This window comes from Mesobacillus sp. MER 48 (assembly GCF_023714225.1).
GTDB classification, from domain to species: domain Bacteria; phylum Bacillota; class Bacilli; order Bacillales; family Cytobacillaceae; genus Mesobacillus; species Mesobacillus oceanisediminis_A.
This window is the reverse complement of record NZ_JAMAUR010000015.1, coordinates 1-26,299: the sequence shown is the minus strand read 5'-3', so window position 1 is coordinate 26,299 and position 26,299 is coordinate 1. Positions and strand designations below refer to the sequence as shown.

Sequence of the window (26,299 nt, the reverse complement as noted above, 5' to 3'; positions counted from 1 at the left end):
CTCTATATCTGTAGTCACTTCTAGTTGTACATGCATTCTCTCCACCTCAGGTAAAGTATGAATGCATGACACAAAACTGTACATTCTTACGTAATCATTTTTGTACATAATTAAATTAGCATTTCTACCCACAACTGAAAACTTGTCAAAATAAAGGTGTATTCTTGACAGGTTAAGGGCCCACAACTGAAAAGCTGTCAAAATAATTATGTAATCTTGACAGGTTAAGGGCCCACAACTGAAAAGCTGTCAAAATAAAGGCGTATTCTTGACATGTTGAGGGCCAACTACTGAAAAGCTGTCAAAATAAAGGTGTAATCTTGACAGGTTAAGGGCCCACAACTGAAAACTTGTCAAAATAAAGGTGGATTCTTGACAGGTTAAGGGCCCACAACTGAAAAGCTGTCAAAATAAAAGTGTAATCTTGACATGTTGAGGGCCCACAACTGAAAAGCTGTCAAAATAAAGGTGTATTCTTGACATGTTGAGGGCCCACAACTGAAAAGCTGTCAAAATAAAGGTGTATTCTTGACAGGTTAAGGGCCCACAACTGAAAAGCTGTCAATAAAGGCGTATTCTTGACAGGTTAAGGGCCAACAAGTGGAAAGCTGTCAAAATAAAGGCGTATTCTTGACATGTTGAGGGCCCACAACTGAAAAGCTGTCAAAATAATGACGTAATCTTGACAGGTTGAGGACCACCAACTAAAAACCTGTCAAAATAAAAATCAGCATAAAAAAATAAACTTAAATACGGAGGTTACCTACATGAATACATACAAATTTCCTGAAGGTTTTTTATGGGGTGGTGCAACGGCTGCAAACCAGATTGAAGGGGGCTATCATGAAGGAAATAAGGGCCTGAATGTGGCTGATGTACTGCCAGGCGGAAAAGCAAGATACGATATTTTAACAAAGCCAGGTTTTGACTTTGAAATCAAGTCGGGCGAGTACTACCCTAATCATGAGGCAATTGACTTTTACCACCGCTATAAAGAAGATATTGCTTTGTTTGCGGAAATGGGATTCAAGGCGTTCAGGATGTCAATCGCCTGGACGAGGATATTTCCAAATGGCGATGAGCAGGAGCCCAATGAGGAGGGGCTTGCGTTTTATGATCGGGTGCTGGATGAATTACATAAGTATGGGATTGAACCGGTCGTTACGATATCCCACTATGAAATGCCGCTCTATCTGGTAAAAGAATATGGAGGCTGGCGCAGCCGGGAAGTGGTTACTTTTTTTGAAAAATATGCCCGAACAATCCTAAACCGCTACAAGGACAAAGTTAAGTACTGGATGACCTTTAATGAAATCAACAGTGCTCTAGTTATGCCGATTAATGGTTTAGGCTTTTCGATTGAAAAAGAAGAAGATCGATACCAGCCGACTTTCCAGGCGTATCATCACCAATTCGTAGCAAGTGCTCTTGCCGTAAAAGCTTGCCGGGAAATTATTCCTGGTTCGCAAATCGGATGCATGATTCTGTTTGCACCAGTTTACCCTTATGACAGCAATCCGGAAAATGTAATGCACGCTTTACAGGAAGAACAGCTTTTCAATTATTTTTGCGGAGATGTGCAGGTTCGGGGAGAGTATCCTTCTTTCATTAAACGCTACTTCAAGGATCACAATATTGAACTCGAAATCAAAGATGGTGACCTTGAAATTTTAAAAGAGGGCGCTGTGGATTATGTGGGCTTTAGCTACTATATGTCACGTACCGAGAAGAAAGAGAAAGCAAACGAGGATTCTTCAGAAGGAAATATCATTGGCGGTGTGCGAAATCCGTCCCTAGAGGTAAGTGACTGGGGATGGGAAATCGACCCGGTTGGGCTCCGCATAAGCTTGAACAAACTGTACGACCGTTACCAAATCCCTCTTTTTGTTGTGGAGAATGGTTTGGGAGCTTATGATCAGCTTGAAGAAGATGGCAGCATCAACGATGATTATCGAATCGACTATCTTCGTGAACACATCAAGGCGATGGGTGAAGCGATTGAAGATGGAGTTGATTTAATGGGATACACAAGCTGGGGCTGTATCGACATGGTTAGCATGTCTACTGGTGAATTTTCTAAACGATATGGGTACATTTACGTGGACAAACACGATGATGGCAGCGGTACGCTGGAACGGAAAAGGAAAAAGTCTTTCTTCTGGTATAAAGATGTGATAGAGACCAACGGGGAAAAGCTATAAGGAACCTCAAAAGGGCTACCACTAAAACGGTAGCTCTTTTATGTTGAAGAAATTTATTAAAAATAAAAGGAAAGATGGGATTTTGTCGAATACTACATTTTCAACAACTATTAGAAGGGTATTCAAGTGAAAATCACTTTATAGTTCTTACATTAGCAATAATCGTTATCTTCATCGAATTATGGCCAAGCCAAATTCTTCACATACTTGAGGTCTTAGGGAATCTCATAAACTTTATTTCAATTATCCGAAACCATCTAGGAGGAAAATTAATGTTTTTATACAAAATAGATGACCAATTATCATTAAAGCAGGCAGAAGTGAATGACGCAGAACGATTGTTCGAATTAACCGAAAGTGGTCGCGAATATATGAAAGAGTGGCTGCCATGGCTAGATTTTACAGTTACTGTTGATGATACAAGGGAGTTCGTCAAGGGAACGATGTTAGGTTATGCGGAGAACAGAAGCTTGACGACAGTGATTTTATATGAAGGGGAAATAGTGGGGACAGCTGGATTTAACAGTATCAATTGGTCAAACAAAACAGCATACATTGGGTATTGGCTCGGCCATGAATACCAGGGTAAAGGGATTATGACCAGAGTGGCCAAGGGGTTGACTGACTATGCTTTTCAACATCTTAAATTGAATAAGGTTGAAATTCGGGCTGCTGAGGAAAATAAAAAGAGCAGGGGTATTCCCGAACGGTTAGGATTTGTGAAAGAAGGAAGGATCAGGCAGGCAGAATGGTTATACGATCATTTTGTGGATCACATCGTTTATGGCGTTTTAGCTGATGAGTGGGATACCATTGAATAAAATAATCCAATTTAATAAAACACACGCCCAGGACCTCCTTGACCCTGAGCATATGCAAGAATAAATAGTCATAGAAGTGACTCAGCACCGTCAATGTAAACTTCTGTCCCGGTAATGTGGGAGGACAGATCGGATGCAAGGAAGAATACGAGATCGGCTACTTGTTCAGGTTTTCCGGCATGTTCTTCCAATGGCTGGTTGCCTTCGGGATATTCGACCGGAATCTTGATTTTCTCGAGATCATCTTGCTGCGGGAATGTATTTTTGCCGATGTTGGTTTCGATAGCTCCCGGGCAGATGATGTTGACTCTGATTTTATACTGAGCCAGCTCCAGTGCTGCCATTTTGCCAAAGCCGGTCTGGCCGATTTTTGAGGTGCTGTAGGCGGACATCCCGAAATTTTTGTAAATCCTGTTCCCGTTAATGGAGCTTGTAATGATGATGCTGCCGCCATTTTTTTTCATATGGGGGATGGCATACTTTACGGTTAGAAAAGTTCCCTTGAGATTTGTGTTGATTGTTTCGTCCCAATCCTCTGGTGCCAGATCCTCAATAGGGGCGATGACACCATTGATTCCTGCGTTTGCAAAGACTATATCAACTTTTCCCCAGGCTTCTGCAACTTTATGAAAACTATTCTCAACCTCTGCAGGCTTTGAAATATTACACTCAAGGATCATGGCGGTCCCTTCGGCATCTTCAATCAAGTCCTTCACGTTTCTGGCATTTTCCTCTTTTATATCTATCAAAGCAACTTTTGCGCCAGCGGATCCTAATTTTAGTGCAGCTGCTCTGCCGATTCCGGAGCTTGCTCCCGTTATAAAAGCGACCTTCCCATCTAATTTCCCCACATTTGCTTCCTCCTTCAATATATTTTGATATTTTTAACTTTGCCCATTTTATTGGAAAATAAAACAGTGTAAACTAGTAATATGGGATTCTATGATACTTTTGCCGCACAAAAACGTATGATTAGTTAGCCTCCTCAAATCTGGAGGTTTTTTCAACACTTGAAATTGTCGAATGAAATCATAAATTGTATTCTTCCAGGAGGTTGGATAGATGGACAAGCAGGAACATATCATTTCGAAAATGGATGAACTATTGGGTGAAATGAGGGCGGGAAGGGCGGAAAGCGCATCATCGATTGCTCTGCCGCTTCGCCATAAGAGTTTGCCAAAGTACATTCCGATTATCAAATTTCTGATTCTTTTGCTCTTTTTAGCAGCTGGTTTCGCTTCAGCATTCTGGTATTTCAAAGGGAATACGGGAAAGGTAGAATCAACTGTGTTTATCGAACAAGTTCACGGACTGGCTGCATTGGCAACTGCGGAAGCACATGTGAAAACTGTCATTGAAAAGGAAGATAATGAAATATTCGGAGAGAAAATCCGCTATAATCTTCCTGGGACCAAACGTGAAATGCTGCTGATTGTTCCAGCCACTGTAATTGCTGGAGTTGATCTGGAGGCTATCGATCAAAAAGACATGAAGGTGGACGAAGAGCGAAAGGTAATAGAAATAGTTCTGCCAAAAGCAACTTTCCTCCAGGAACCTTCCATTAAAATGGATCAGGTCAGAACCTTTTCAGATGAAGGACTTTTGAGTGGGAAAATAGAGTGGGATGAAGGCTTTGATCTTGCTGCCGCTGCCCAGGAGCAAATTAAGCAGGAAGCAATGAGTTCAGGAGTCTTACAAAAAGCTGACGAAAATGCCCAAGTCGTTTTAAAGGAGTTTTTTGGGCACCTGGGATATAAAACTGTTATAAAAGGACAGTAATATTTTTATGTAAACTGCGATTCTTTGAAAAGATTTTTCAATATTAAAAAGCGCATTCAAAAAAATTATGCTTAACAGGGTCCAGTTTACACACTCATAAATATATACAAAACTCAGAGTCATACAATGCTCTGAGTTTTTTTGTTGTCTTAAAGATTAAGGTAACAAAAAAATATCATGATACGGCGGGCTGTCGAGTTTAGACTGTTTCAAATATCCTTCCTCCACCAACTCATCCAACCCTTTTTGAACTTCCTCTGGTTTCACTCCGAATAGATCCGCAACTTTCACGGTTGAGATTGTCATGTATTTAGGTTTTTTTGCTGATGACTGGATCATAGTCTGGACGCGATGCAGCAATTGGTTTTTATCCATGAATCTTACCCCTTATTTTAAAATTATTGCCATGATGCTAAATAATTTTCCCAGTAATGTAAATATTATTTAGGGAAATTAAAGGAGCTGAATGATCCATGGCGTACCATCCACCTTACAAAATTGCACAATTGACAGCTGAACATGGACAGAAGAAAGCGAATCTTCCTTTTTCAAGTGTGCTTGTACTGGGTTTTCTCGGCGGGGCTTTCATTTCCCTTGGCTATTTGCTTGATATCCGTGTCATCGCCAGTCTTCCAGAGGAATGGGGGTCGCTTAGCTCATTGATCGGTGCGGCTGTTTTTCCTGTAGGACTCATCTTGATCATTATTGCTGGCGGGGAACTGCTGACAGGGAATATGATGGCTGTTTCGATGGCTTATTTGTCCAGAAGGATCTCTCTGGGATTACTGTTGAAGAATTGGTTTTGGATTACTTTATTTAATTTAATTGGTGCCTTGTTTGTCGCCTACTTCTTCGGCCAGGTTGCAGAATTGACTACCTCTGGCCCTTATCTTGACAAAACGGTGGCAATCGCCGGCGGTAAGCTGGAGCATGGTTTCTTATCATCGCTCGTATCGGCAATTGGCTGCAATTGGCTGGTCGGTCTGGCTGTCTGGCTTGCATATGGCGCGGAGGATATCGGGGGTAAAATCCTGGCGATCTGGTTTCCGATTATGGCGTTCGTCGCGATTGGTTTCCAGCACGTTGTCGCCAATATGTTCGTCATTCCAGCGGCAATCTTCTCTGGCTACTACAGCTGGAATGATTTTATTGCTAACTTTATTCCCGTATTCATTGGCAATGCGATTGGTGGTGCTGTGTTTGTCTCAGTGTTTTACTGGATTGCTTATCGCGGAAAAATGGAAACCGGATCCAGGAAAGAACCGAAGCGAAGGCCAAACCAGACGGGTACTAACCGGCATGGTTTGATGAGAGCTGCAGGATTAAGGAGGCAGGGAAATGAGTGATTCGAAATTTACGATACAGATTAATGGCAAGGAATACAGTGCCGTAGAGGGACAGAAGATTTTAGAAGTCGCAAGAGCTGAAGATGTCTTCATTCCTGGTGTCTGTTACCATCCAGACCTGGGAACCATCCAGACATGTGATACATGCTACGTGATGGTGGATGGCCAATTGACGCGGTCATGTACGATGAAGGCTGAGCCAGGGATGAAAGTCGATACCATGTCCGATCAGGTAAAGACAGCACAGTATGAGGCAATGTCAAGGATCCTTAAAAATCATGAACTGTATTGTACCGTTTGCGATAACAACAATGGTAACTGCACGATCCATAACACTGTTGAAGATATGGGGCTTGCCCATCAGAAGTATCCATTTGTAGCTAAACCGTATCCCCCGGATAATTCACATCCTTTTTATCGGTACGAGCCTGACCAGTGCATCCTTTGCGGCCGCTGTGTTGAAGCTTGTCAGGATTTACAGGTGAATGAAACGCTCACGATCGACTGGAGCCGGGAAGTTCCAAGGGTCATTTGGGACAATGATGTTCCGATTGACCAATCTTCCTGCGTATCCTGCGGGCATTGTGTGAATGTATGTCCTTGTAACGCCCTGATGGAAAAATCAATGCTCGGGAATGCCGGTTTTCTGACCGGAATCGCTCCAAATATTCTTGCTCCAATGATTGATATGACAAAAGAGGTGGAACCGGGGTATCGTGAAATTTTTGCTGTATCTGAGGTTGAAGCAGCAATGAGAAAAGCGCGGATTAATCGTACCAAAACGGTCTGTACTTATTGTGGAGTGGGCTGCAGCTTCGAGGTCTGGACAAAGGACCGTGAAATTTTGAAAATCCAGACAAAGACAGAGGCACCGGTTAACGGAATCTCCACTTGTGTAAAAGGAAAATTCGGCTGGGATTTCGTCAACAGTGAAGAGCGTCTGACAAAGCCGCTCATCAGAAAAGGCGAAGAATTTGTTGAGGCGACCTGGGATGAAGCACTCACCCTGATTGCCGAAAAACTTTCTGGAATCAAAGAGGAACATGGTTCGGATGCAATCGGTTATATTGCCTCATCAAAATGCTCAAATGAAGAAAACTTCCTGTTCCAAAAGTTCGCCCGGGGAATTATGGGGACTAATAATGTCGACAATTGCTCCAGATACTGTCAGTCTCCAGCGACGACTGGATTGATGCGAACCGTAGGACTTGGCGGGGATTCAGGAACTATGGAGGATATCATGGCATCCGAGCTTGTGATGGTGGTCGGCGCGAATCCGGCTGAATCACACCCTGTTTTGGCGACAAGGATCAAACGTGCCCACAAGCTCCATGGCCAGAAGCTCGTCGTCGTGGATTTAAGGGAGAATGAACTGGCCGAGCGAGCCGATTTATTCCTGCATCCTAATCCAGGAACAGATATCATCTTGCTGAATGCCATTGCGAAATACTTCTTTGATCAGGGCTGGGAGGATACAGCTTTCCTTGCTGAGCGTGTGAATGGCTTGGAAGAATTCAAGGCGTCTCTTGATAAATTCACGATGGAATATGCGGCAGAAAAAACAGGACTTACTATGGAAGAGCTGCTTCGCCTTGCCGAAATGATCAAGGAAGCCAAATCTGTCTGTATCCTGTGGGCGATGGGTGTTACCCAGCATATGGGTGCATCGGATACAAGCACTGCCATATCGAATTTGCTGCTGGTAACTGGGAACTATGGACGGACCGGAACAGGTGCTTACCCACTGCGCGGACATAACAATGTCCAGGGTGCTTGCGATTTTGGAACATTGCCGCCTTGGATGCCTGGCTATGAGCCTGTGAACGATGAAGCTGTACGTGCTAAATATACGGCTGCCTGGGGGGTAGACCTGCCTGAAAACCCTGGTTATGACAACCACCATATGGTTGAGGCTATCAATAAAGGGAAGATGAAAGCACTCTATCTGTTTGGCGAGGACATGGCTATCGTGGATGCGAACTCCAACTATGTACATTCCACCTTTGAAAAACTCGATTTCTTCGTAGTCCAGGATATATTTTTCAGCAAGACGGCTCAGTTTGCTGATGTCATTTTACCGGCTGCGCCAAGTCTTGAAAAGGATGGGACGTTCACGAACACTGAAAGGCGGATCCAGAGATTCTACAAAGTATTTGAGCCGCTGGGAGATGCGAAGCCTGACTGGCTAATATTCCAGGAACTCGCTAATCGACTTGGTGCTGATTGGAACTACCAGCATCCTTCCGAAATCATGGACGAGGCGGCCAAGCTCGCGAATATATTCGCTGGAGTAAGCTATGAACGGCTCGAGGAATGGGAGTCGCTTGTGTGGCCGGTAAACGCGGATGGAACCGACACACCTCTGCTATACACCGATAAATTTGGCTTCCCTGATGGAAAGGCAAGGCTAGTGCCTGTCGACTGGACAGTACCATTCAATCCTGGCGTGGATTTTGATTTACATCTCAATAATGGACGCATTCTTGAGCATTTCCATGAAGGCAATATGACACACAAAACCGAGGGTCTGGTGCATAAAGTGCCTGATGTATGGCTCGAGATTTCACCTGAGCTTGCTGCTGAACGAAATCTTGAGGATGGGGCACTTGTCGGGCTGACTTCGCCATATGGCCATGTTGAAGTCCGGGTGATTGTGACCGACAGGGTTAAAGGGCATGAATTGTATCTCCCGATGAATACAGCGGAGGATAACGAGGCTGTGAACAGGCTGACAAGCAGCTATCACGATATCATTACCCATACTCCTGCCTATAAGGAGATGGGAGTTAAAATGGAAGTGCTCGAAATCTCTGGCGAACCGCCGCTACCGAAACATAATCACCGTTATGGAAACAGGATTCCTCAGATTAGTGTGAAGGTGGAGGAAAAATGGAAGCGGGCTGACTATATACCGATTTCAGAAATAGATGACTTGAAGGAGGGATATTATGGCGAAAGCGATCAGGCAAATTAGCAGGCAGGCCACGAATGAAACGGAAGAACGTGCCCAGGCTTTGGAAGAAATCATGCAAGCTCTTGCTGACAATAAGGAAGCCGTCCTATCAATGATTGAAATGGCGAAAGAACTTCATGAGGTTAAGGTCTTCGAGACAGCAGGCTCATTATTGAAGCAGCGTAATGAAGTAGGAGTCATCGCTATGCAACAGGTCAATCAGCCAGCTGTGCATAATGTCATCAAAAGTGGCTTTGGTTTGTTCAAGTTTCTTGGCGGATTGCAGCCGGCCCAGCTTGAGACCCTCATGAATGGTGTCACTCTTGGGTTGAAGCGAATGTCCCAAACTGGTGAAAAAGGCAAGAAACAAAGTATCTGGAAAATGAGAATCAGGCTGCGCAGTCCGGCAATTCGGGCTGCGATGACCACGATGGTTGATTTTATGGAGGGAATGGGAGAGGCCTTCCTGAGAAGCAGGGAAAAACGTGAGTAGGGGGCAGTCGCTGTGCATGAAAAGACGTTCAAAATCAGTAATTTAAATTCTGACGAAGATGCTGAGAAACTCACTGGAGCAATGCTTGAGGTTTGGGGGATTTCCCAGGCAGAAGCAAGTACGCAGCATAAAACCGTTACCATCAAGTTCGATGAAAGAATGTCTTCCCAGGAAGATTTTATGCAGGCGGTACGTGAAGCCGGATTTGACCTGACTAGTGAACAACTATAATACATGAGGTGACGAAGATGAGAATATGTGAAGTTTGCGGAAGAAAAGAAGGCTTTGAAGAACATCAGGAAGATCTGTTCCAAGCTGTAAAGCTTCATGTTTGCGAAAGTTGCCGCGAGGATCGGAAGGCACCGACATTAGGAGACTGGGCATATTCATCATGAAGGAAAGTGTCAGGGAATATGACAAGTGAAAATCCAGGCGAAACGAGGTGGCAGAACGCTGGAACCAATTGAAGTGAAACGGGAAATCATCCGATATGGTAAAGGTTTCGCCGAACGAGTTGAAGACAGTATCGTAACAGAACACCCTGTTACAATAAAAATCAATGGCGCAGAGTTTGCCACCCTTGTTTGCTCGCCGGATTTTATTGAGGACCTTGTCATCGGCTTTTTGGCTTCGGAAGGCGTAATCCGTAAGTATGATGATTTGGAAGATATATGGATAGAAGAAAAATCAGGTACAGCACATGTGAAAACAAAAAAGGTCAATCCATATTACCTCAATTTCCAGGGGAAAAGATACATTACTTCCTGTTGTGGAGCAGGAAGGCAGGGTTTTGTTTTTATCAATGATGCCCTTACTGCAAAAAAGATGGAACAGGTAAGGATAAAGATTTCATCGCGGGACTGTTTTTCCTTGATGAAGGAAATGCAGGAATCATCACAAGTATTTCAAAATACGGGAGGGGTCCATAACGCGGCACTTTGCCAGTCAGGTAAAGTAGTGATTTCCAGGATGGACATTGGCAGGCATAATGCTCTGGATAAAATTTATGGTCACTGCCTGAAAAACAGTATTCCACTTTCGGATAAGGTCCTTGCCTTCAGCGGTAGAATTTCTGCGGAAATACTCCTGAAGGCATCAAAGATTGGCTGCGAAATTGTTTTATCGAAATCTGCTCCTACAGAACTTGCCTTAAAGCTTGCAGAGGATTTGGGCATTACAACAATCGGTTTTATCCGAGATGAATCCCTTAATGTGTACACTGGCCAGGAAAGGGTATTTCTTGAATGATCCTAAAAGATATAAGATAAAAAGCTCTCCAAAAATGGGGAGCCTTTTTCATCTCTCATCTAAACCGTCAATCGAAACAAGCTGTCGTTCTTCATGGGAACCTCTTGCCGAGATGACCGCCATACTTGAAGTAGCATCGATGCTTTCAATCCAGATCGGCATTCCGTGGTAGTGGACAGAAATTTCATCTTCTGCAGTGAGGATTTCTTTTACCCGTTGCAAATCCATCGTTATCACCTCATACTTAAATTGTCCACAGACAAAAACATGTATGTATAGGAGATTACGTGATGAACTTGGTGAAAAGCAGTCAGGAAAAAATCTCTGTTGAGATGGAAATCATGAATTCGCATCCTGACTATAATTTACTGGCGGATGGGAAACGAATACTAGATGAACAAGATTTACTGAAGGAGCATGAAGAGGGAAACGACCTCGATAAAGAGCGTTTTCTCATCGAAGAGAAAGGGGAATATATCGGTATCATTGATTTTATCATGAAAAATCCAAGGGACGGAAAGCCGTGGCTAGGATTGCTGATTATACATAAATCATGGACCAGGCAAGCACTGGCAGAAAAAGCTCTGGCAATATACGAAGCAATGATGAACAAAAGAGGTATAACTGAAGTTCGATTAGGATGTTTTGCAGCAAACCAGCCTGGCTTATCATTTTGGACAAAGCAAGGGTTTATAAGGGTAAAACAAATAGAATTTCGTGACAAGCCGTTGTGGGTCATGGAAAAAAACATAGAAAAAGGCGAATCAAGTGAGTCTTGATTCGCCTTATTTTATTCGGTAAGCTCCTCAATATTCTTCCCTTCAACATACGAAGGTGTTTCCAATCTAAGTAAATTGTAGATAGTTGGAGCGATATCTAAGGTTGAGACGGAACCAATTTGCTTGCCATTGCTAATGTCTGGCCCCATGGCCATGAAGACAGCTTTCAATTTCTCCCGGCCAGGATCCCCGCCATGGGTTCCCAATTCAGGTGTCGTTTTAACAATATTAGATACACCCTTTCCCATAATATAACCTGGAGCAGCCATTAAAAGAACATCTCCTGCATTCCGTTCTTTTAAATTTCCTTGTTGAAGTATTTTTTTTATTTCCTGGTATGGATGTTCTTTCGCATTTGTCAGATAGCCATACAAACTCTCTGTATTCTCCTTTAATCCATTGAAAGACAGATTGATGGTGCTATTCCATATTTCTTTAAGGTGATACTTGATGACTGGTCCATTCTCATTCCTGTCCACCTCAACGCCCTTGAAGGCTTGGATGATTTCAGAACGAATCTCTTCATATTTTTCAGGCGGCACGATTCCATATTTTTCGCGTGATTTCAAATTGATGTAAACATGAGCAGCAGATCCACTTGGAATCGCAATTGCTTTCGATTTTTTGTAATCAATCTTTCCAGCTGAGTCAAGTACGAGAAGGTTATTGTCCTTCAAAACTTTATTAGGCTCAATCGCTGAATGTGCAGGTTCCATTCCATGGTCAGATACGATGAACAAGTAATCATTTTCATCCAGTGCTTTGACTGTTTTACCTACTGTCTTATCAGCCGTCTTATACGCCCACCGAATATATTCAGCGTTCTTCTTTGATTCATTCTTTGTAAAACCAGGCTGTCTTGGGTCAGTTAGCAGATACTTATGCTCCTGATGGTCAATTTGCGGCGCGTAAAACATCAGTAAATCAGGCTCATACTCGTTTTTGATAAAAAGGGACACGTCAGTTACCCAGTTTGCAAATCTTTCCGATATTTGTTCGTATTCTTTCCTTGATATCCAGCCCTTTTCAAGTGCACGATCATCCTCCTGAGGTGGAAAGAAACCGAATTTTCCCCTGATTTGTTCAGAAAAACCTTTTGGTCCATCTATCAAACCGGATGTTACTGCTGATTGGTAAATCACAGCCCCATTGTCGAGACTTTGGTCCTCAGCTGTGATCTTGAACCAAAATCCTGCATTGCTGTTTTCTTGAACCTCCAGTTCCATTGATCCCCAGCCATTGGATATGACCGGGTTGTTTCTTTCCGTTTTTTGATCGGTGACCATGAATAAATCATAATTTTTTTCCTGGTCATTGGTTGAATCAACGGCTAGTACATGAACCTTTTGATTTTTACCGTCTTTGACTTTAATGTGAAAAGATGCTTCCTTTAATGGACTGTAACTCTCAGGAGGCCTACTCCACCCCGAAGCCTCCTGGAAATGGAGTTTCTCCTGTTTGCTCGGGGACCATGTATCTCCATAATATATCGTGAAGTCTGCTTGTTTCCCGACGGCTGGATTGGCACCGGCAAAAGCAACAGTGGCAGTTGTTTTCCCCTGTTTTCTGGCTGATACCCACAACGGATCCACCTCAAGCTCACTCATAAAAGCATCCTTTTGGTTTGTCATTGCTGAGTCTTTCTGCTGCCAAACATTGCTGACGATGGATGTTTTAAGAGGAGTCGCTCCTGTAGCGATTGCTGCATGTGAAGGTGCCGTGAGAGAAGGCCTTACGGTGGTGGAATATTTCGCCATAGTTCCATTTTTGATCACATGTTCTATATTAGGCAGTTTGCCGTCCTTTACATAATTCCTTGTAAGGTCATTTCGCATGCCATCAAATGAGATCAGGACTACCTGACTCTTGTTTTCTGCATTTGCCGTTGTAGCGCAAATACCTGATAAAAAAATAATAAAGGTGATGAACTTAAAGATTCTTGTTGTCATAAACTCTCCCTCGCTGATGTTATAGAAGGAATTTACCTTTTTTCGAGGCTTGTAAAACTTTTAGAAAATTAATTCTTTAGTTTTCCGAAGAGAAATTTTGCTTCTCGATAAAATCTTCATATTTATTTGATATAAATTCGTTATATTAAAAAGGGGAGGTATTTAAACAATGAATATAAGTATCAAAAGGTTGATGATCTTAGTTTCAATGTCTGCGGCACTATTTTTAACAGGGTGCACAGGGGAGGATGACAAATCAGGATCTGGTGGTCACAATGCTCATGAAAATATGGAGCATTCAGGTTCAGGGGATCTGCCAGATGGTTTGAAGGAAGCGGATAATCCCAAATATGAAGTGGGCAGCAAGGCCATCATAACCGATGACCACATGCCTGGAATGGACGGAGCGGAAGCCACAATTGTTGGTGCCTATGACACTACCGTGTACTCGCTGTCATATGACCCGACAAATGGAGGCGAGCGAGTGGAGAACCATAAGTGGGTGATCCATGAAGAACTGAAGGATCCAGGAGAAGAGTCTTTGAAGCCAGGAGATGAAGCCATCATCAATACCGAGCATATGGAAGGAATGGAAGGGGCAGAAGCAGTGATCGATTCGGCTAAGGACATGACTGTTTATATGGTCGATTTCACGCCGACAGACGGATCGGAGAGGGTAACGAATCACCAGTGGGTCACTGAAGACGAGCTGAAACCTGCTGAATAAGCTAAACGATTACCAAAATATACACGATTGTCCCTCCAAAAGTCTGGGTATATAACCTTTAAGAATGAGGAGGGATGACTCATGAACAAACTAATCAAAACAGCGATCAAATGGGGACCTGTCCTGTATCCAATCGTCAAGAAAATGATGGACAGCAGGAAATCTTCAAAACTGAAAAGCAGCTACTCAAAATAAGTCTTAAGGGAGGCCGCCCATTGTCAGGGAATGACAATGGGCGGCCCTTCTCTGCATACAATAAAGGAATGAAAATTATTCTTTATATTTGGACCTATTGTTCATGTTATAATAGTGGAATAAAATACATATAGTTGGCTTTCACTGGTCTCTTAAAAGGAAGGTATCTATGGTTGAGGATAATATAACGAGAATAGACATGAATGGTAAGGAATACATATTAATCGGGACGGCGCATGTTTCCAGGCACAGTGCCGAACAGGTGAAAGAAGTTATTGAGGCTGAGAGGCCGGATTCCGTATGTGTTGAACTGGACGAGCAGCGATACAAAACGATTACTGAAGGCTCCAAGTGGCAGGAAATGGATATTATCCAGGTCATTAAGGAAAAAAGGGCATCGCTGTTACTGATGAATCTGGCTATTTCATCCTTCCAAAATCGAATGGCGAAGGATCTTGGAATCAAAGCGGGCCAGGAAATGATCCAGGGGATTGAATCAGCAAAGGAAGTCGGAGCACATCTTGTACTTGCCGATCGCAATATCCAGATCACTTTTTCAAGGATATGGGGCAATCTGGGCTTGAAAGGAAAGGCACTTCTGCTTAGCCAGATTATAACAAGCATCTTCAGCAAGGACAGCATATCCGAGGAAGACCTTGAAAAGCTGAAGGAACAGGATACTATCAACGCGATGTTGAATGAGTTCACGGAGACTTTTCCTCGTTTGAAAAAGCCATTGATCGACGAACGCGATCAATATTTATCCCAAAAAATCAAGGATGCGCCAGGAGAAAAAATCGTCGCTGTCCTGGGTGCTGCCCACGTGCCTGGCATAAAAGAACAGATTAAAAAAGAAAATGACCTGAAAAAACTAAGAGCGGTTCCGCCAAAATCCAACTGGCCAAAAATCATAGGCTGGAGCATTCCTGTGTTTATTCTAGCCATCATTGTTTACACATTTGTTGCAAATCCGTCTGCGGGTTTTTCCCAGACAATTAGTTGGATTCTTTGGAATGGCAGCCTTTCTGCCCTGGGAGCAGCCATTGCCATGGGACATCCACTAACCATACTGACAGCATTTATAGCAGCCCCAATCACATCGTTGAACCCTTTGCTTGCGGCAGGCTGGTTTGCAGGTCTGGCACAGGCGTATATACGAAGGCCAAACGTTAGAGACTTCGAAACCCTTTCAGAAGATGTTTTCAGTGTAAAAGGCTTCTGGAGAAACAAAGTCAGTCGTATTTTACTAATCGTTGTCCTTGCCAATCTCGGAAGTTCCATCGGGACTTTCATTGGCGGGGCCGATGTCATCAGGGTATTCATTGAAAATCTTTAGGAGCACTGAATAAGATATTAAATATGATTACACAACAGTAAATAACATGCCAATAAGCAGTTCATTTCCTTACAGAATTGAACTGTTTTTTTATACGAAGGTATTCAACTACCATGTAAAAAAGAAATTAGCCATCCAATCCTTATCAAGGAGATCATGGAAAAAGGAATGAGTGTAATATTAGCGAATTAATATTATATATATCTTATATCTAAAATAAGTTGGTGAATTATGAAGGTAATTGAAAGAATACAAGAATATATAGATAACCAGTACAAAACACCAAAAGGACTAATCGGTACCGTGATCGGTGAAAAGATGGTAAAGCAGCATAAGCCAGAAACATTATGGACCATCCAATTATTAAATATTCAACAGAGTGAGAGTGTGCTAGAACTTGGATGCGGTTCCGGTTATGCAATGAAACTTCTTCTTGAGCAAGATAAAGCAAATTCAGTAATTGGACTGGACCTTTCTCCAACTGTGATTCGGTCAGCTAAGCTGCGAAATAAAAAAGCATTTTTGGAAGAAAAAGCGGATTTTGTACAAGGAAATGTAAAGAGTTTGCCTTTTGAAGTTGAACAATTCGACAAAGTGTTCAGTATTCACACAATTTATTTTTGGGATGAATTATCTATGACAGTATCGGAAATATATAAAGTTTTAAAGCCTGGTGGCAGTCTCGTACTAACCCTTTGTGATGGCAAAAATGATGTTATATGGGATGGAGTAAGAGGGATGATAGAAGAACAATTAATCCCGATTATGAAGAACCAGGGCTTTTTAGAGGTGGAAGTAGTAAAAGGACCAAATTCAAGACAATATCATACAATCGCAGTTTTGGGTAAAAAGTAATTCAACGATTCTCAACCAGCTCCTTATGCCATTGAACTATTTTAAGGAAAAAAACGAAAAAAAAATCATCCTCGTTTGCAGGATGATAAAAGGCAGAAAGTTCAGTTCAGAAAAAACCTTATTTTGACTTATGCGTTGCATTCTTCTTGTATTCAGCCTGGCGTTTTGCATCCTTCTTAAATTCTTCCATTGCCTTGCTGTAAAGTAAGCTCATTTTCCACACCTCCTTTTTGCCTGTCATTCTTATTAGCTTTGTTCCCTGTGATATGGGAATTAAAACATGAAAATTTAGTTGGTAAAAAAGCGAAAAAGGCGCTCGAAAATGAGCGCCTTTTTGCTATCCCTGAATTAATCTTTGTAAATGTCCCTATTTTATTCTTTCAGTCTGAAACCCCTCTGATCACTTTATCGTAGAGGACCTGGAATCCGTATAAAACAAAGGTTTTGAATAAAAAGACGATGGATAACTGGAACTTTGTCAACCGGACCAGGGTAACATATCCGATCCTCTTAAAAATATCCAAAACATAATAAGTAAACAGGGAGTCAATCAGGATATTGACCAGCAAATACAAATTGAACTTCTTATAGGTGTACTTCAAGATCCAAAATGATCCTATGAAAAATGGACCCCAAATTAACGGCAGCTCCCCAAGTACGTTCGGTTTAATTTTAAAAGGAAACCACCACCATTTTCTTTTTTCCGCCAATCTTCCTTCGAACATTAAATAGATGCCCATAAACACAGTGCCAGGGAGAAATTTACGGACTGTTTTTTTATCGAGAAAGGGCAGAGAAAACCAGGGCAGTATGGCCATGATCGCGATGTAAAGTTTTAAATTTTTCATAAGCCCACCTTATATAATATAAAATAATGTCTACTGTATTACTGTTATTATCTCTATTAAGGCCTAAAAGATGAGTATCTTTAAAAATTTCTCAGCCGTTCATTCATTTCTTCCTGTTTTAAACAGTATTATTTAGAAGATAAAGGAGGAGATGAGGATGATTTCTCTCTGGGATGAACATTTGTTTTGGCTGGAAATGCTGCAGGATCATGCTTATTTTGTAAGAGATGCATTGTCGCCGGAAGAAAAAGAGTACGTATATCAAGCAGAGCAGTTTATCGAACTATATGCTGATCTTTTAAAGAGGCTTCAGGGAATACCGCGGAATGCAGATTACGCAAACAGCCAGATGATTGATTTCGCAAGAAGGGCATGGACGGTTGCAAAGAACTACTTTGATTTTGAAGGAACGCTGCAGGCATTGCGGATAGACAATCAGATCAATTTGAACCTTTCTCCGACATACTTAAATGGAACAATGAGTGAAAATCAGGAATATTTGAGGATATTACAGTACCTCGTTCATGGGCAGGAACCGGTCAGGCTTTCAATTGTTGAGCTTATGGATCTTTGGCTTGAGGATCAGCTCGGACATGCGGTGCTTTTTGAAAATCTTCTTGATCCAATAGAAGCAGGAGCCAATGCGGCAGCACAGGAGTTTAAGCGCAGGTACCAGCTATACATCGTACAGAACCATCATTTGAGAAATTATCTTAGGGTGAAAGAACCAGGCTTTGCACGACAAAAGGCATTCGTTTATGAAGTTGGAAAAACGACATTGGAAATGAATCAATTCATTAAGAATATGGTTTTAAAATATAAAGAACATACGTTGCTGAATAAATCCACCCTTAGATTCCTTGAGCATCATTTTCCGGAAACATGCTACTTCCTAACGAATCTAAGTTACTATGAGCCTAGGCTGAAGTCTGAAATCGGAAATTGTTCGCTATCCAAGCCGTCGTTTTAGTGAGTGTAAATAACAAGAAGGACAAGATTTTAAGGATCAAAAAGCAAAATAATGAAAAGAATGTGAAAATTATCAGGGGATTTGTGAACATTTTGTGACATTTTTTCGTAAATTCTGTTAATATATACAGTACATACGAAAAAGGTGGAGGAATGAGAAGTGGGTAAACTTCTTATGTACTTTTATTTAACTATTGGTATTTATTGTCTTGTAAGCGGATTCCTTGCTGTCGTTTCACATGGGTTCCAGCATGCAGTCCTGTCCCTGTTCCTGGCGATCTTCAATTTTGCCATGTTTTCCTTGTTCAAAAAAGAAGGGAAGATGCCTCGGCTTCGTTTGATCAAAGGACATAAAAGCGAAATAGCATAAAATCGAGCGATCTTAATTCATGGGTTGACCGCTATTGGCCATTGATATTGAGATCGAATAAACCGTTCCGTTTTGAAGTGCATATGGACTAAAAAGGTACAGCAAATGGCGTGGAAGTTGTCCACGCCATTTTTCCTATTGTCCAGACTTTATAAGCAATCTCATTACAACAAGTATTACAACGAGATGGAATTTTATGTTAAAATAAACGAGAAATATTTTTAAAGGATATAATTTCGGAAAATAAAAAGGGTGTGCAAATAATGATTAAGAAAAAAAGTGAGACGTTTGAATGGGTAAAATCCTTTATGGTTGCAATTGTTTTAGCCTTCATTATTCGCACTTTTTTCTTTAGTCCTATTGTTGTTGACGGTCATTCAATGAATCCTACACTCCAGGACAAGGATCGTATGGTTGTAACTAAAATAGGGGAACCAAAAAGATTTGATATTGTTGTGTTTCACGCCCCAGATGGTAGGGATTACATAAAACGTGTAATCGGACTCCCTGGTGACAGCATTGAGTATAAAAATGATGTTTTATATATAAATGGTAAGGCATACAACGAACCTTACTTAGAAAAATATAAGAAAAAACTTAAGGATGGAACTTTAACATACTCTTTCACTTTAAAGGAGACCGCTGTTGGTAGTGAAACGGTCCCTAAAGATAGTTTGTTTGTATTGGGAGATAACAGAAGGAAAAGCAAAGACAGCCGCGATATTGGAGCGATACCAATGGGGAAGGTAATAGGGACAACAAATGTTGTTTATTATCCTATAAAAGAAATTAAAATCGTAAATAACTAATCACTGCTTATCTATATTTTTGGCATCGGGTGCGTTAATCCAAAAAGGATCAGCCACCTTTTTTGTTGAATTCCTTATTAAGCTAAGAAGCAGGTTGGTTAAAAAACAATACCATAAAAGAGGGGGATTATTATGGTACATAGTACACAACAAGCTTACACACCACCAAAACATTTTGTTTCAGCAGCAAGTATTGTAATCAATGATGAAAAGGAAATTTTGTTAATTAAGGGACCTAGTAGAGGATGGGAAATGCCAGGTGGAATAGTTGAAGAAGGCGAGTCTTTGAAAGATGCAGCAGTAAGAGAAACTAAAGAGGAATCTGGTATTGATATTGAAGTTCTAAAATTCTGTGGAATATTTCAGAATGTGAACAAATCAATATGTAATACGTTGTTTTTGGCAAAGCCAATCGGAGGAGAATTAACGACTTCATCAGAGAGTTTAGAAGTAGGGTTCTATCCAATTCAGAAGGCATTAGAAATGGTTACTGCAGGAAACTTTAGCCAAAGAATTGAATACTGTCTTGATACTAGCAAACACCCATTTTATATAGAATTATAGGTGAAAGTAAATGAAATAACAGTATTTCTTATTAAACTAAAGAAGCAGTTAGTTGAAGAACAGATCAAGATTTTTTTATTCTCAATGTAAGATTAGGAGTTATATTAATGCATTATTCATATGACGATTTAGTTAGAGATATCAAAATAGGTCACGAAATCGAGTTTAAATATAAAGGGAAATTATACGGAACCATTAATGTAATAGAGGGCTATGGGCTAGGTGAACATAATAAAGAATTTGAGTACTTTAAAACGCCTGAAGAACTTTTGAACAATGGAAAAATTAACGGGGAACACTTGAAGGACATTTGGAATGAAGTTGAAGTTATAACAATTTTCTAAGCTTCTACTAAGATTGCTAAACTATGTTCCTCAACTAAAGAGGCAGGTTAATTTAATCCCTCTATTATCTTTATAATTTGTAAAATTAGATAGAGGCTATAAATGGGAGGGAATTTATGACTACAAATAAGGACTACATTCGTTATATTCGGGGAAAAGTCGGGCACGATTTAATATTTCTTAATTTTGCTGGAGGTATTATTTATAACGAACGAAATGAGATTCTTGTACAAAAACGGGGAGATAGAAATGAGTGGGGTTTTCCAGGTGGTGCTATGGAACTTGGAGAATCTCTTGAAGAAACCGCTAAACGAGAAATACTTGAAGAGACAGGATTAAATGTTGAGGTTGAACATCTTATTGGTGTCTACTCTAAATATTCTGGTGAGTTTCCGAACGGAGATAAAGCTCAGACTATCACTCATTTTTTTCAATGCAAGCCAATTGATGGGGTACTTATCGCAGATGGTATTGAGACCTTAGATTTAAAATACTTCCCAATAGACCAAATACCGAAATTATTCACAAAACAACACGAAGATGCCTTAGAAGATTGGCTTTCCAAAAGAAAAGGTGTATTTAAATAAAAATACCTTCAAAATAATTATCCATAATCTTTAACTAGCGGGGTGCAAGTGTCTAGTAGGTAGTGGTAGGGCAGCACTTTTTATTTATTAAACTATAGTGCAGGATAGTGGAAGAAGTATAACGATCTATTAGTGAGGGATATGGATGCCTATTATTAAAAATGAACAATTTATCAAAGCTCCCATTGAACTCTGTTTTGACCTGGCAAGGAACGTAGATATACATACTCAAACTACTACTAAAACAAGGGAAAGAGCTGTTGGTGGTATTACTGAGGGTTTATTGGAACTGGGTGATGTGGTTACCTGGGAAGCAATTCACTTTGGCGTTAAGCAAAGGTTGACTGCGAAAGTGATTATGATGGATAGACCTCATAAGTTTGTGGATGTTATGGTAAAAGGAGCTTTTCAATCCTTTGTTCATACCCACCAGTTTATTGAACACCTAGATGGAACTATAATGACCGATATATTTGAGTATAAGTCACCACTTGGTATTTTCGGATCTGTTGCAGATACGTTGTTTTTAAAAAAGTATATGAGTGAATTTATTGCTACTCGTGCGACAGAATTAAAAAGGATTACTGAGAAAAGAGTTTAATTAAATTCTAATTCAACGAAGGAGCAGTATTATTTAATAAGCTACAAAAAATAAGTTTAACTGGTACTGAAATAAAGTGAATTCTTCAACTATCCTAAAAAACCCTTTTGGTGTAATATAACACTTAAGAGGGAATTTTACACACAACCCCCTCTAATGCCGTTTAGGGGTGTGTATTATGAATAAGTTAGCAATTGCTTTAACATTATTTATTTCCGTTCCAATTCTAGGCTTTATCCTATACGAGTATCCAGTTGAAAAACATTTGGCAAATAGGGAAATTGAAGAATATATGAAAAATCAAGGAATATCAGAAGAGACGATAGAGAGTAAAAAGTACTTAAAGGACCACAAGCAAGGGGGATATGAAATTAGTGTAGAACTGATGGATGATCCAGGTCTTATTTATCAATATAGTTGGGTTAAAAGTAGAGGTGTAGTTCTCCTTGTATTCAAGGGAGGTTCAGGAATGGATACGGGTATGAAGTATCCCCCATTGGAATAGTAATCAAAAAGACTGAAGCATATATGATTTGGAGATTTTAATAAGCCTTTTCTTTATTGGACTAACGGGCAGGTTAGCTTAACAAGGATTATCCTAATATGAGGTGCGAAAAATGAAAATTGAATTTTATAATTTAGGTTTAGTAAATGAAATAGAATTAAAATTTGCTGTAATAAGTGCTGTTTATCAGGGGAAATGGCTTTATGTTAAGCATAAGGACAGAGACTCTTGGGAAATCCCTGGTGGACACAGAGAACCTGGGGAAATGATTGATGAAACGGCTAAAAGAGAGTTATTTGAAGAAACTGGATGCAAAGATGTAGATTTAGTTCCTATTTGCGACTATTCAATAGATGATTCCAATAATAAAATTTTCGGGAGGTTATTCCTTGCAAAAATAAAGAAAATTGGTCAATTACCAGTATCGGAAATCGGTGAAATAAAACTATTTGAAAACCTCCCTTCAAGCCTTACATATTTAGAGATTCAACCTAAATTATTTGAAAAAACAATTGCTTTTATTGAAAAGGTTAACACTTAAAGTAATGGGTGTGTTGATCCAGGAAGGATTAAGTACCTTTTTTGCTGAATGCCTTATTAAGCTAAAGAGGCAGGATAGTTGAAGAACAGTGTATTTTATTTTTGTGAAAATGGTACAATTTAGGAAGAGGGGAATCTTAATGAGTCTTTTTCTTTTTGTATTTATCCACATAATGATTGGGCTAGGATTAATTTACTTTTATAATAAATTACCAAAAGCCATAATGACCTTTGCTGTTGTTTTTTTTACTATGAGTTTACTATATTGGGGTGCCATATTTACTAGAACTTTGTTGAGCTAACGAAACAAACTAGAAAATAATGTTAAAATATCCATATGGATAAGGGAGGATTATATGGTTTTTGAAACATTAACAGGACAACTTTCGGTTGTAATTACCCTTGCTTTTGGAGCATTGTTAATTGTTCTGTACCCCTTAATAAAAAAGGAAAATCAATATTTTGCTTGGTTTAGTTTTGTGATGGGCGTTATAGTGTTATTACTCTTATTATGGTTTACATTTGGCAACGAGGTTATTAGGCATCAAATACTAAAATATGGACTTCAATAAAAATTTCCTATTCAATTTTAACTGGAGCAAGAGTTGAAGATCAAGCTGCCGTTGCGGCAGCTTTTTCTTATTCGACTAACGATGCAGAAGAGTTGAGGAAAAAATTAAATTTAGAGTTATATCTTAAAGTTTTTAAATTAGAGGTGATCAAAGTGGAAGTTTTTGGGATTATAGGGTTTGCATTCGGAGCTATGGGATTTATTTTCGGACTTATTGCCTTTACAACAGCAATGACTAGTAGTAATAAAGTAAAAGAACTTGAACAGAGAATTGATGATTTAGAAAAGCAATCGTGAACAATGTCTCCAGACAAACGGGTGCTTTTATGCGATATGGTTAGTAGCATATTTTACTATAGAAACAGTATAGTTATAACTACGAAACATTTTGTCAAATGGTAAAAGGGGGCGGTTTTATGATGGTTTTAGTACCTTTCCTAATTGCTTTTATACCAGGTATTATTCTAATGGTGGTTACGTGGTGGTTTGGTAAGAAAGGTTATCCGCTGTTTGTCAGGATGTTGCCAGGAACCATATTAAGTATCTCTGCTGTTATTATCTTTTATAGTAGTTTTGTCTACATTAGAGGATTTGAAGGTGCAGCCTATGGCATTCTTAGTTTCTTTTTAATTATTTTTGCCATTATGTCTTTCTTTATCGGAAAAAAGTTTACTGCAAACCATAATTGAAGATTTTAATATTGCTGTATTGAACGGGTGCGATAACTGAACAAGTCCTGTCGCTTCTAAAACTATTGAGTAAGATTAGTTATAGAAGAAATCGTATTAATGTTATTAAATCAAAATAGTCCTACTTTGGATTATAGAAATGAGACTATTTATTGTAGAACTTAACTTAGAAAATCAATTGGCCACCGATTCAAACTCCAAAATACGTTTAAATGAGGTATAAATGATGAAAAGAAATAGGCTGATGAGGTCAAATTCGGATTATGTATTTCTAGGTGTATGTGGAGGAATTGCAGAGGCTCTTTTGATTTCATCCATTATTGTTAGAATGGTTTTTATATTAGTGCCAGTATCGCCAATACTCTATCTGATTTTAGGAGCACTTATGGAGAAAGATGATTCATTTTACGTAGATAGAATAAGAAAGAAAAGCACTTTTAAAACTGTATTGTTAGCATTTATTTTTACTGCAGTAGCATTTTTAATCTTTTTTAACTTGGGTCTCCTTTAGAGAAGTAAGTTTTTATCTGAATTAGTTAATATTCTTCATCAACTATATGGGTGATTTGATCTCGGGAGGATTAAACACCTTTTTTGTTGAATTCATTATTGAACTATAGAGGCAGTAATGTTGAACAAGGGTTAATTCGTTTTTACAGATGGGAGATTGTAGATGAAGAAGATAATAGTCCCTATTTTTATTGTTTTTTTAACGATTGGTTATATCTTTCAACAGAATCCTATGGTTACAGGAGAAGCTATAGTCCACTCAATTGAACTTATGCAAAACCCATCAGAGGAATGGGTAGGGTCCATTTCCCCGAAGGATTTGAATGAGTTAAAAGGACTACCACCTGATAACGTTAAAGCAATACTTAATACAAGGGAGGGGCTATGGTATAACATCTTAAATAGAAAGCAATGGGAGGTCACAATAAAATTCAAAGGGAACGAGCCAACTGTTGTTTTTGATGCAACTACTGGTAAATTGATTGACCTTTATGGACCTTTGAATTAAATATACGCTTGTTCAACTATCGGGGCAGGATAGCTCAAGAAGCGATTAAGTTAGGAGATGTTTTAAAAATGACTGCTAAGTTCCTAGATTTGTTTGGAGAAATCTTAATGAAGAATGTTCGAGATGAAGCAATTGAGCAATGGGAAATGACCATCCAAGGAAAAATGAAGAGTGAAGAAAGTCAAAGTGTACATAATCTTATATCTTTGAGCGGTCAAAGTGAGTTAATCAATGATCTAGTTCCTAAAATTGTTGATACCACCATACATCATTTGTTGTGGACATTAGAACAAGAGGAAGCTATAGATATAACCATAAATAACGGTAACAAACCAGTTAGTATTAAGGAAATGAGTGACGGTTTAGCTGGAGAACTGTATACGGAAGATGGTTGGATAAACCGTTTCAGTAACAAGGCCAAGTCATAAAACCTGCACCTTTTCTTATTGCGCTAAAGGTGCAGGTTAGTAGAATAAAGAAGCTTGTTAAAATTGAAATATATGTGTATGGAGGATTAAATGTCAAGGTCGATTATATCCATGGATGTATCTAATATAAAAAATGAAAAAGACTTCCATTTATTATTAAAAGAAAAACTAGATTTTCCAGACTTTTATGGAGAGAATTGGGATGCATTTTGGGATGCAATTACAGGACTTGTTGAGGTACCTGATAAACTTGAGTTTATTGGATGGACAACTTTACAAAAAAAATTGCCACGAGATGCAGCAATAATGAAAAAGTGCTTGGAAAATTATAGTAAAGAAACCTATGTGAAAAAATGTGAATTTATATACAACTAATAGGGCGTTAATCCAAGAAGGATTAATGCTTTTTTTGTTGAACTTTATTTAAGTAATGGTGCAGGTTAGTGCAGTAAGGTGAAACTTATTTCCTAGTAAAATCGTAAACAATTCTAAAGGAGGAGTTACTTTGGAAGGTGTCATCGGAACTTGGCTGCCATTAATGTTATCTACTGGTATCACTGTTGCCATTATTTATTTCGTTATAAAAGCTTTTAAAAAATAAGAATTAAGTAAACCTCGACTACTGTCTAGCCGAGGTTTCCTCTTGTACTAAACCAGCTAATAGTTTGTCAATATTTTTCATTAAAATTTCGAAATCCATCGTGATATACTAAAAAAGGGTATACCAAATAACCTTCATATTCTTAGAATTGGAAGGTTTTTCGTAATTTAGTT

34 protein-coding genes are annotated in these 26,299 nt (G+C 39.7%); 29 read left to right on the top strand and 5 right to left on the bottom strand.

Going from position 1 to position 26,299, the window contains the following annotated elements; genetic code table 11:
- The first annotated feature begins 767 nt into the window (after nucleotides 1-767).
- Both M3593_RS23170 and M3593_RS23165 read left to right on the top strand, forming a co-directional pair.
- Nucleotides 768-2,201 carry a glycoside hydrolase family 1 protein gene (locus M3593_RS23170; RefSeq protein WP_251544991.1) on the top strand — a complete coding sequence of 478 codons (1,434 nt, stop codon included), beginning with the start codon at nucleotides 768-770 and terminating at the stop codon, nucleotides 2,199-2,201.
- 272 nt (nucleotides 2,202-2,473) lie between these two features.
- Nucleotides 2,474-3,022 carry a GNAT family N-acetyltransferase gene (locus M3593_RS23165; RefSeq protein WP_144481442.1) on the top strand — a complete coding sequence of 183 codons (549 nt, stop codon included), beginning with the start codon at nucleotides 2,474-2,476 and terminating at the stop codon, nucleotides 3,020-3,022.
- 68 nt (nucleotides 3,023-3,090) lie between these two features.
- On the opposite strand, the gene M3593_RS23160 is transcribed toward M3593_RS23165, so the two are convergent.
- Nucleotides 3,091-3,873: an SDR family oxidoreductase gene (locus M3593_RS23160; RefSeq protein ID WP_144481441.1), complete on the bottom strand. Its 783-nt coding sequence runs from the start codon at nucleotides 3,871-3,873 to the stop codon at nucleotides 3,091-3,093.
- Between the two features lie 211 nt (nucleotides 3,874-4,084).
- Here M3593_RS23160 and M3593_RS23155 point away from each other — a divergent pair, with 211 nt between their 5' ends.
- A complete protein-coding gene (locus M3593_RS23155) occupies nucleotides 4,085-4,801 on the top strand; it encodes a DUF4230 domain-containing protein (protein WP_144481440.1) in 717 nt (238 codons plus the stop codon).
- Between the two features lie 156 nt (nucleotides 4,802-4,957).
- Here the strand turns inward: M3593_RS23155 and M3593_RS23150 are convergent, their stop codons facing one another.
- Nucleotides 4,958-5,176 carry a hypothetical protein gene (locus tag M3593_RS23150; protein ID WP_144481439.1) on the bottom strand — a complete coding sequence of 73 codons (219 nt, stop codon included), beginning with the start codon at nucleotides 5,174-5,176 and terminating at the stop codon, nucleotides 4,958-4,960.
- Between the two features lie 98 nt (nucleotides 5,177-5,274).
- Between M3593_RS23150 and M3593_RS23145 the strand changes: the two genes are divergently transcribed.
- Genes M3593_RS23145 through fdhD form a run of 6 tightly spaced genes read left to right on the top strand, consistent with a single transcriptional unit; the run spans nucleotide 5,275 to nucleotide 10,841 of the window.
- Nucleotides 5,275-6,147 (top strand): formate/nitrite transporter family protein, encoded by an 873-nt coding sequence (locus tag M3593_RS23145; RefSeq protein ID WP_251544990.1) that lies wholly within the window; start codon nucleotides 5,275-5,277, stop codon nucleotides 6,145-6,147.
- Nucleotides 6,140-9,121 (top strand): formate dehydrogenase subunit alpha, encoded by a 2,982-nt coding sequence (fdhF, locus tag M3593_RS23140; protein WP_251544989.1) that lies wholly within the window; start codon nucleotides 6,140-6,142, stop codon nucleotides 9,119-9,121. Before M3593_RS23145 ends, fdhF begins: the two co-directional genes overlap by 8 nt.
- Nucleotides 9,096-9,593 (top strand): hypothetical protein, encoded by a 498-nt coding sequence (locus tag M3593_RS23135; protein ID WP_251544988.1) that lies wholly within the window; start codon nucleotides 9,096-9,098, stop codon nucleotides 9,591-9,593. Before fdhF ends, M3593_RS23135 begins: the two co-directional genes overlap by 26 nt.
- A gap of 12 nt (nucleotides 9,594-9,605) precedes the next feature.
- Nucleotides 9,606-9,824, top strand: a complete 219-nt coding sequence (locus M3593_RS23130; RefSeq protein WP_251544987.1) for a heavy-metal-associated domain-containing protein — start codon at nucleotides 9,606-9,608, stop codon at nucleotides 9,822-9,824.
- A gap of 17 nt (nucleotides 9,825-9,841) precedes the next feature.
- Nucleotides 9,842-9,988, top strand: coding sequence for a hypothetical protein (locus M3593_RS23125; protein ID WP_251544986.1), 147 nt, complete (start codon nucleotides 9,842-9,844; stop codon nucleotides 9,986-9,988).
- Between the two features lie 58 nt (nucleotides 9,989-10,046).
- A complete protein-coding gene (gene fdhD, locus M3593_RS23120) occupies nucleotides 10,047-10,841 on the top strand; it encodes a formate dehydrogenase accessory sulfurtransferase FdhD (RefSeq protein WP_251544992.1) in 795 nt (264 codons plus the stop codon).
- 48 nt (nucleotides 10,842-10,889) lie between these two features.
- Here fdhD and M3593_RS23115 read toward each other — a convergent pair whose 3' ends face one another.
- The gene (locus M3593_RS23115; protein ID WP_251544985.1) at nucleotides 10,890-11,069 is read right to left on the bottom strand and encodes an H-type small acid-soluble spore protein; all 180 of its coding nucleotides are present in this window, start codon (nucleotides 11,067-11,069) and stop codon (nucleotides 10,890-10,892) included.
- 62 nt (nucleotides 11,070-11,131) lie between these two features.
- Here M3593_RS23115 and M3593_RS23110 point away from each other — a divergent pair, with 62 nt between their 5' ends.
- A complete protein-coding gene (locus M3593_RS23110) occupies nucleotides 11,132-11,620 on the top strand; it encodes a GNAT family N-acetyltransferase (protein ID WP_251544984.1) in 489 nt (162 codons plus the stop codon).
- An 11-nt stretch (nucleotides 11,621-11,631) separates the two neighbouring features.
- On the opposite strand, the gene M3593_RS23105 is transcribed toward M3593_RS23110, so the two are convergent.
- Nucleotides 11,632-13,569, bottom strand: coding sequence for an alkaline phosphatase family protein (locus M3593_RS23105; protein ID WP_251544983.1), 1,938 nt, complete (start codon nucleotides 13,567-13,569; stop codon nucleotides 11,632-11,634).
- Between the two features lie 169 nt (nucleotides 13,570-13,738).
- Here M3593_RS23105 and M3593_RS23100 point away from each other — a divergent pair, with 169 nt between their 5' ends.
- From M3593_RS23100 to M3593_RS23090, 3 genes are all read left to right on the top strand, one after another.
- Nucleotides 13,739-14,296 carry a YdhK family protein gene (locus M3593_RS23100; RefSeq protein ID WP_144481430.1) on the top strand — a complete coding sequence of 186 codons (558 nt, stop codon included), beginning with the start codon at nucleotides 13,739-13,741 and terminating at the stop codon, nucleotides 14,294-14,296.
- Between the two features lie 364 nt (nucleotides 14,297-14,660).
- Nucleotides 14,661-15,827, top strand: a complete 1,167-nt coding sequence (locus M3593_RS23095) for a TraB/GumN family protein (protein ID WP_251544982.1) — start codon at nucleotides 14,661-14,663, stop codon at nucleotides 15,825-15,827.
- A gap of 231 nt (nucleotides 15,828-16,058) precedes the next feature.
- Complete coding sequence (locus M3593_RS23090) at nucleotides 16,059-16,682, top strand: class I SAM-dependent methyltransferase (protein ID WP_144481428.1); 624 nt, start codon at nucleotides 16,059-16,061, stop codon at nucleotides 16,680-16,682.
- Between the two features lie 380 nt (nucleotides 16,683-17,062).
- Here the strand turns inward: M3593_RS23090 and M3593_RS23085 are convergent, their stop codons facing one another.
- On the bottom strand, nucleotides 17,063-17,530 hold the full coding sequence (locus tag M3593_RS23085) for a hypothetical protein (protein ID WP_251544981.1): 468 nt from the start codon (nucleotides 17,528-17,530) through the stop codon (nucleotides 17,063-17,065).
- A gap of 157 nt (nucleotides 17,531-17,687) precedes the next feature.
- On the opposite strand from M3593_RS23085, the gene M3593_RS23080 reads away from it, so the two are divergent.
- The 16 genes from M3593_RS23080 (at nucleotide 17,688) to M3593_RS23005 (ending at nucleotide 25,900) form a co-directional block, all read left to right on the top strand.
- Nucleotides 17,688-18,500 (top strand): DUF2935 domain-containing protein, encoded by an 813-nt coding sequence (locus M3593_RS23080; RefSeq protein ID WP_144481426.1) that lies wholly within the window; start codon nucleotides 17,688-17,690, stop codon nucleotides 18,498-18,500.
- A gap of 159 nt (nucleotides 18,501-18,659) precedes the next feature.
- Nucleotides 18,660-18,869, top strand: coding sequence for a hypothetical protein (locus tag M3593_RS23075; protein WP_251544980.1), 210 nt, complete (start codon nucleotides 18,660-18,662; stop codon nucleotides 18,867-18,869).
- A 263-nt stretch (nucleotides 18,870-19,132) separates the two neighbouring features.
- The gene (gene lepB / locus M3593_RS23070; protein WP_251544979.1) at nucleotides 19,133-19,678 is read left to right on the top strand and encodes a signal peptidase I; all 546 of its coding nucleotides are present in this window, start codon (nucleotides 19,133-19,135) and stop codon (nucleotides 19,676-19,678) included.
- 132 nt (nucleotides 19,679-19,810) lie between these two features.
- Nucleotides 19,811-20,242 (top strand): NUDIX hydrolase, encoded by a 432-nt coding sequence (locus M3593_RS23065; RefSeq protein WP_251544978.1) that lies wholly within the window; start codon nucleotides 19,811-19,813, stop codon nucleotides 20,240-20,242.
- Nucleotides 20,243-20,349: 107 nt separating this feature from the next.
- Nucleotides 20,350-20,586: a hypothetical protein gene (locus tag M3593_RS23060; RefSeq protein WP_251544977.1), complete on the top strand. Its 237-nt coding sequence runs from the start codon at nucleotides 20,350-20,352 to the stop codon at nucleotides 20,584-20,586.
- Nucleotides 20,587-20,702: 116 nt separating this feature from the next.
- The gene (locus M3593_RS23055) at nucleotides 20,703-21,173 is read left to right on the top strand and encodes an NUDIX hydrolase (RefSeq protein ID WP_251544976.1); all 471 of its coding nucleotides are present in this window, start codon (nucleotides 20,703-20,705) and stop codon (nucleotides 21,171-21,173) included.
- A gap of 145 nt (nucleotides 21,174-21,318) precedes the next feature.
- On the top strand, nucleotides 21,319-21,774 hold the full coding sequence (locus tag M3593_RS23050; protein WP_251544975.1) for an SRPBCC family protein: 456 nt from the start codon (nucleotides 21,319-21,321) through the stop codon (nucleotides 21,772-21,774).
- Between the two features lie 178 nt (nucleotides 21,775-21,952).
- Nucleotides 21,953-22,279 (top strand): DUF3139 domain-containing protein, encoded by a 327-nt coding sequence (locus tag M3593_RS23045; RefSeq protein ID WP_251544974.1) that lies wholly within the window; start codon nucleotides 21,953-21,955, stop codon nucleotides 22,277-22,279.
- A 112-nt stretch (nucleotides 22,280-22,391) separates the two neighbouring features.
- Entirely contained in the window at nucleotides 22,392-22,820 is a 429-nt protein-coding gene (locus M3593_RS23040; RefSeq protein ID WP_251544973.1) for an NUDIX hydrolase, read from the top strand.
- 355 nt (nucleotides 22,821-23,175) lie between these two features.
- Nucleotides 23,176-23,391: a hypothetical protein gene (locus M3593_RS23035; RefSeq protein WP_251544972.1), complete on the top strand. Its 216-nt coding sequence runs from the start codon at nucleotides 23,176-23,178 to the stop codon at nucleotides 23,389-23,391.
- A gap of 92 nt (nucleotides 23,392-23,483) precedes the next feature.
- On the top strand, nucleotides 23,484-23,687 hold the full coding sequence (locus tag M3593_RS23030) for a hypothetical protein (protein WP_251544971.1): 204 nt from the start codon (nucleotides 23,484-23,486) through the stop codon (nucleotides 23,685-23,687).
- Nucleotides 23,688-23,806: 119 nt separating this feature from the next.
- Entirely contained in the window at nucleotides 23,807-24,079 is a 273-nt protein-coding gene (locus tag M3593_RS23025) for a YesK family protein (protein ID WP_251544970.1), read from the top strand.
- A gap of 223 nt (nucleotides 24,080-24,302) precedes the next feature.
- Nucleotides 24,303-24,590, top strand: coding sequence for a PspC domain-containing protein (locus tag M3593_RS23020; protein WP_251544969.1), 288 nt, complete (start codon nucleotides 24,303-24,305; stop codon nucleotides 24,588-24,590).
- 162 nt (nucleotides 24,591-24,752) lie between these two features.
- Entirely contained in the window at nucleotides 24,753-25,097 is a 345-nt protein-coding gene (locus M3593_RS23015; protein ID WP_251544968.1) for a hypothetical protein, read from the top strand.
- A gap of 68 nt (nucleotides 25,098-25,165) precedes the next feature.
- Complete coding sequence (locus M3593_RS23010; protein ID WP_251544967.1) at nucleotides 25,166-25,525, top strand: epimerase; 360 nt, start codon at nucleotides 25,166-25,168, stop codon at nucleotides 25,523-25,525.
- Nucleotides 25,526-25,615: 90 nt separating this feature from the next.
- Complete coding sequence (locus M3593_RS23005) at nucleotides 25,616-25,900, top strand: barstar family protein (protein ID WP_251544966.1); 285 nt, start codon at nucleotides 25,616-25,618, stop codon at nucleotides 25,898-25,900.
- Nucleotides 25,901-26,299 lie beyond the last annotated feature (399 nt).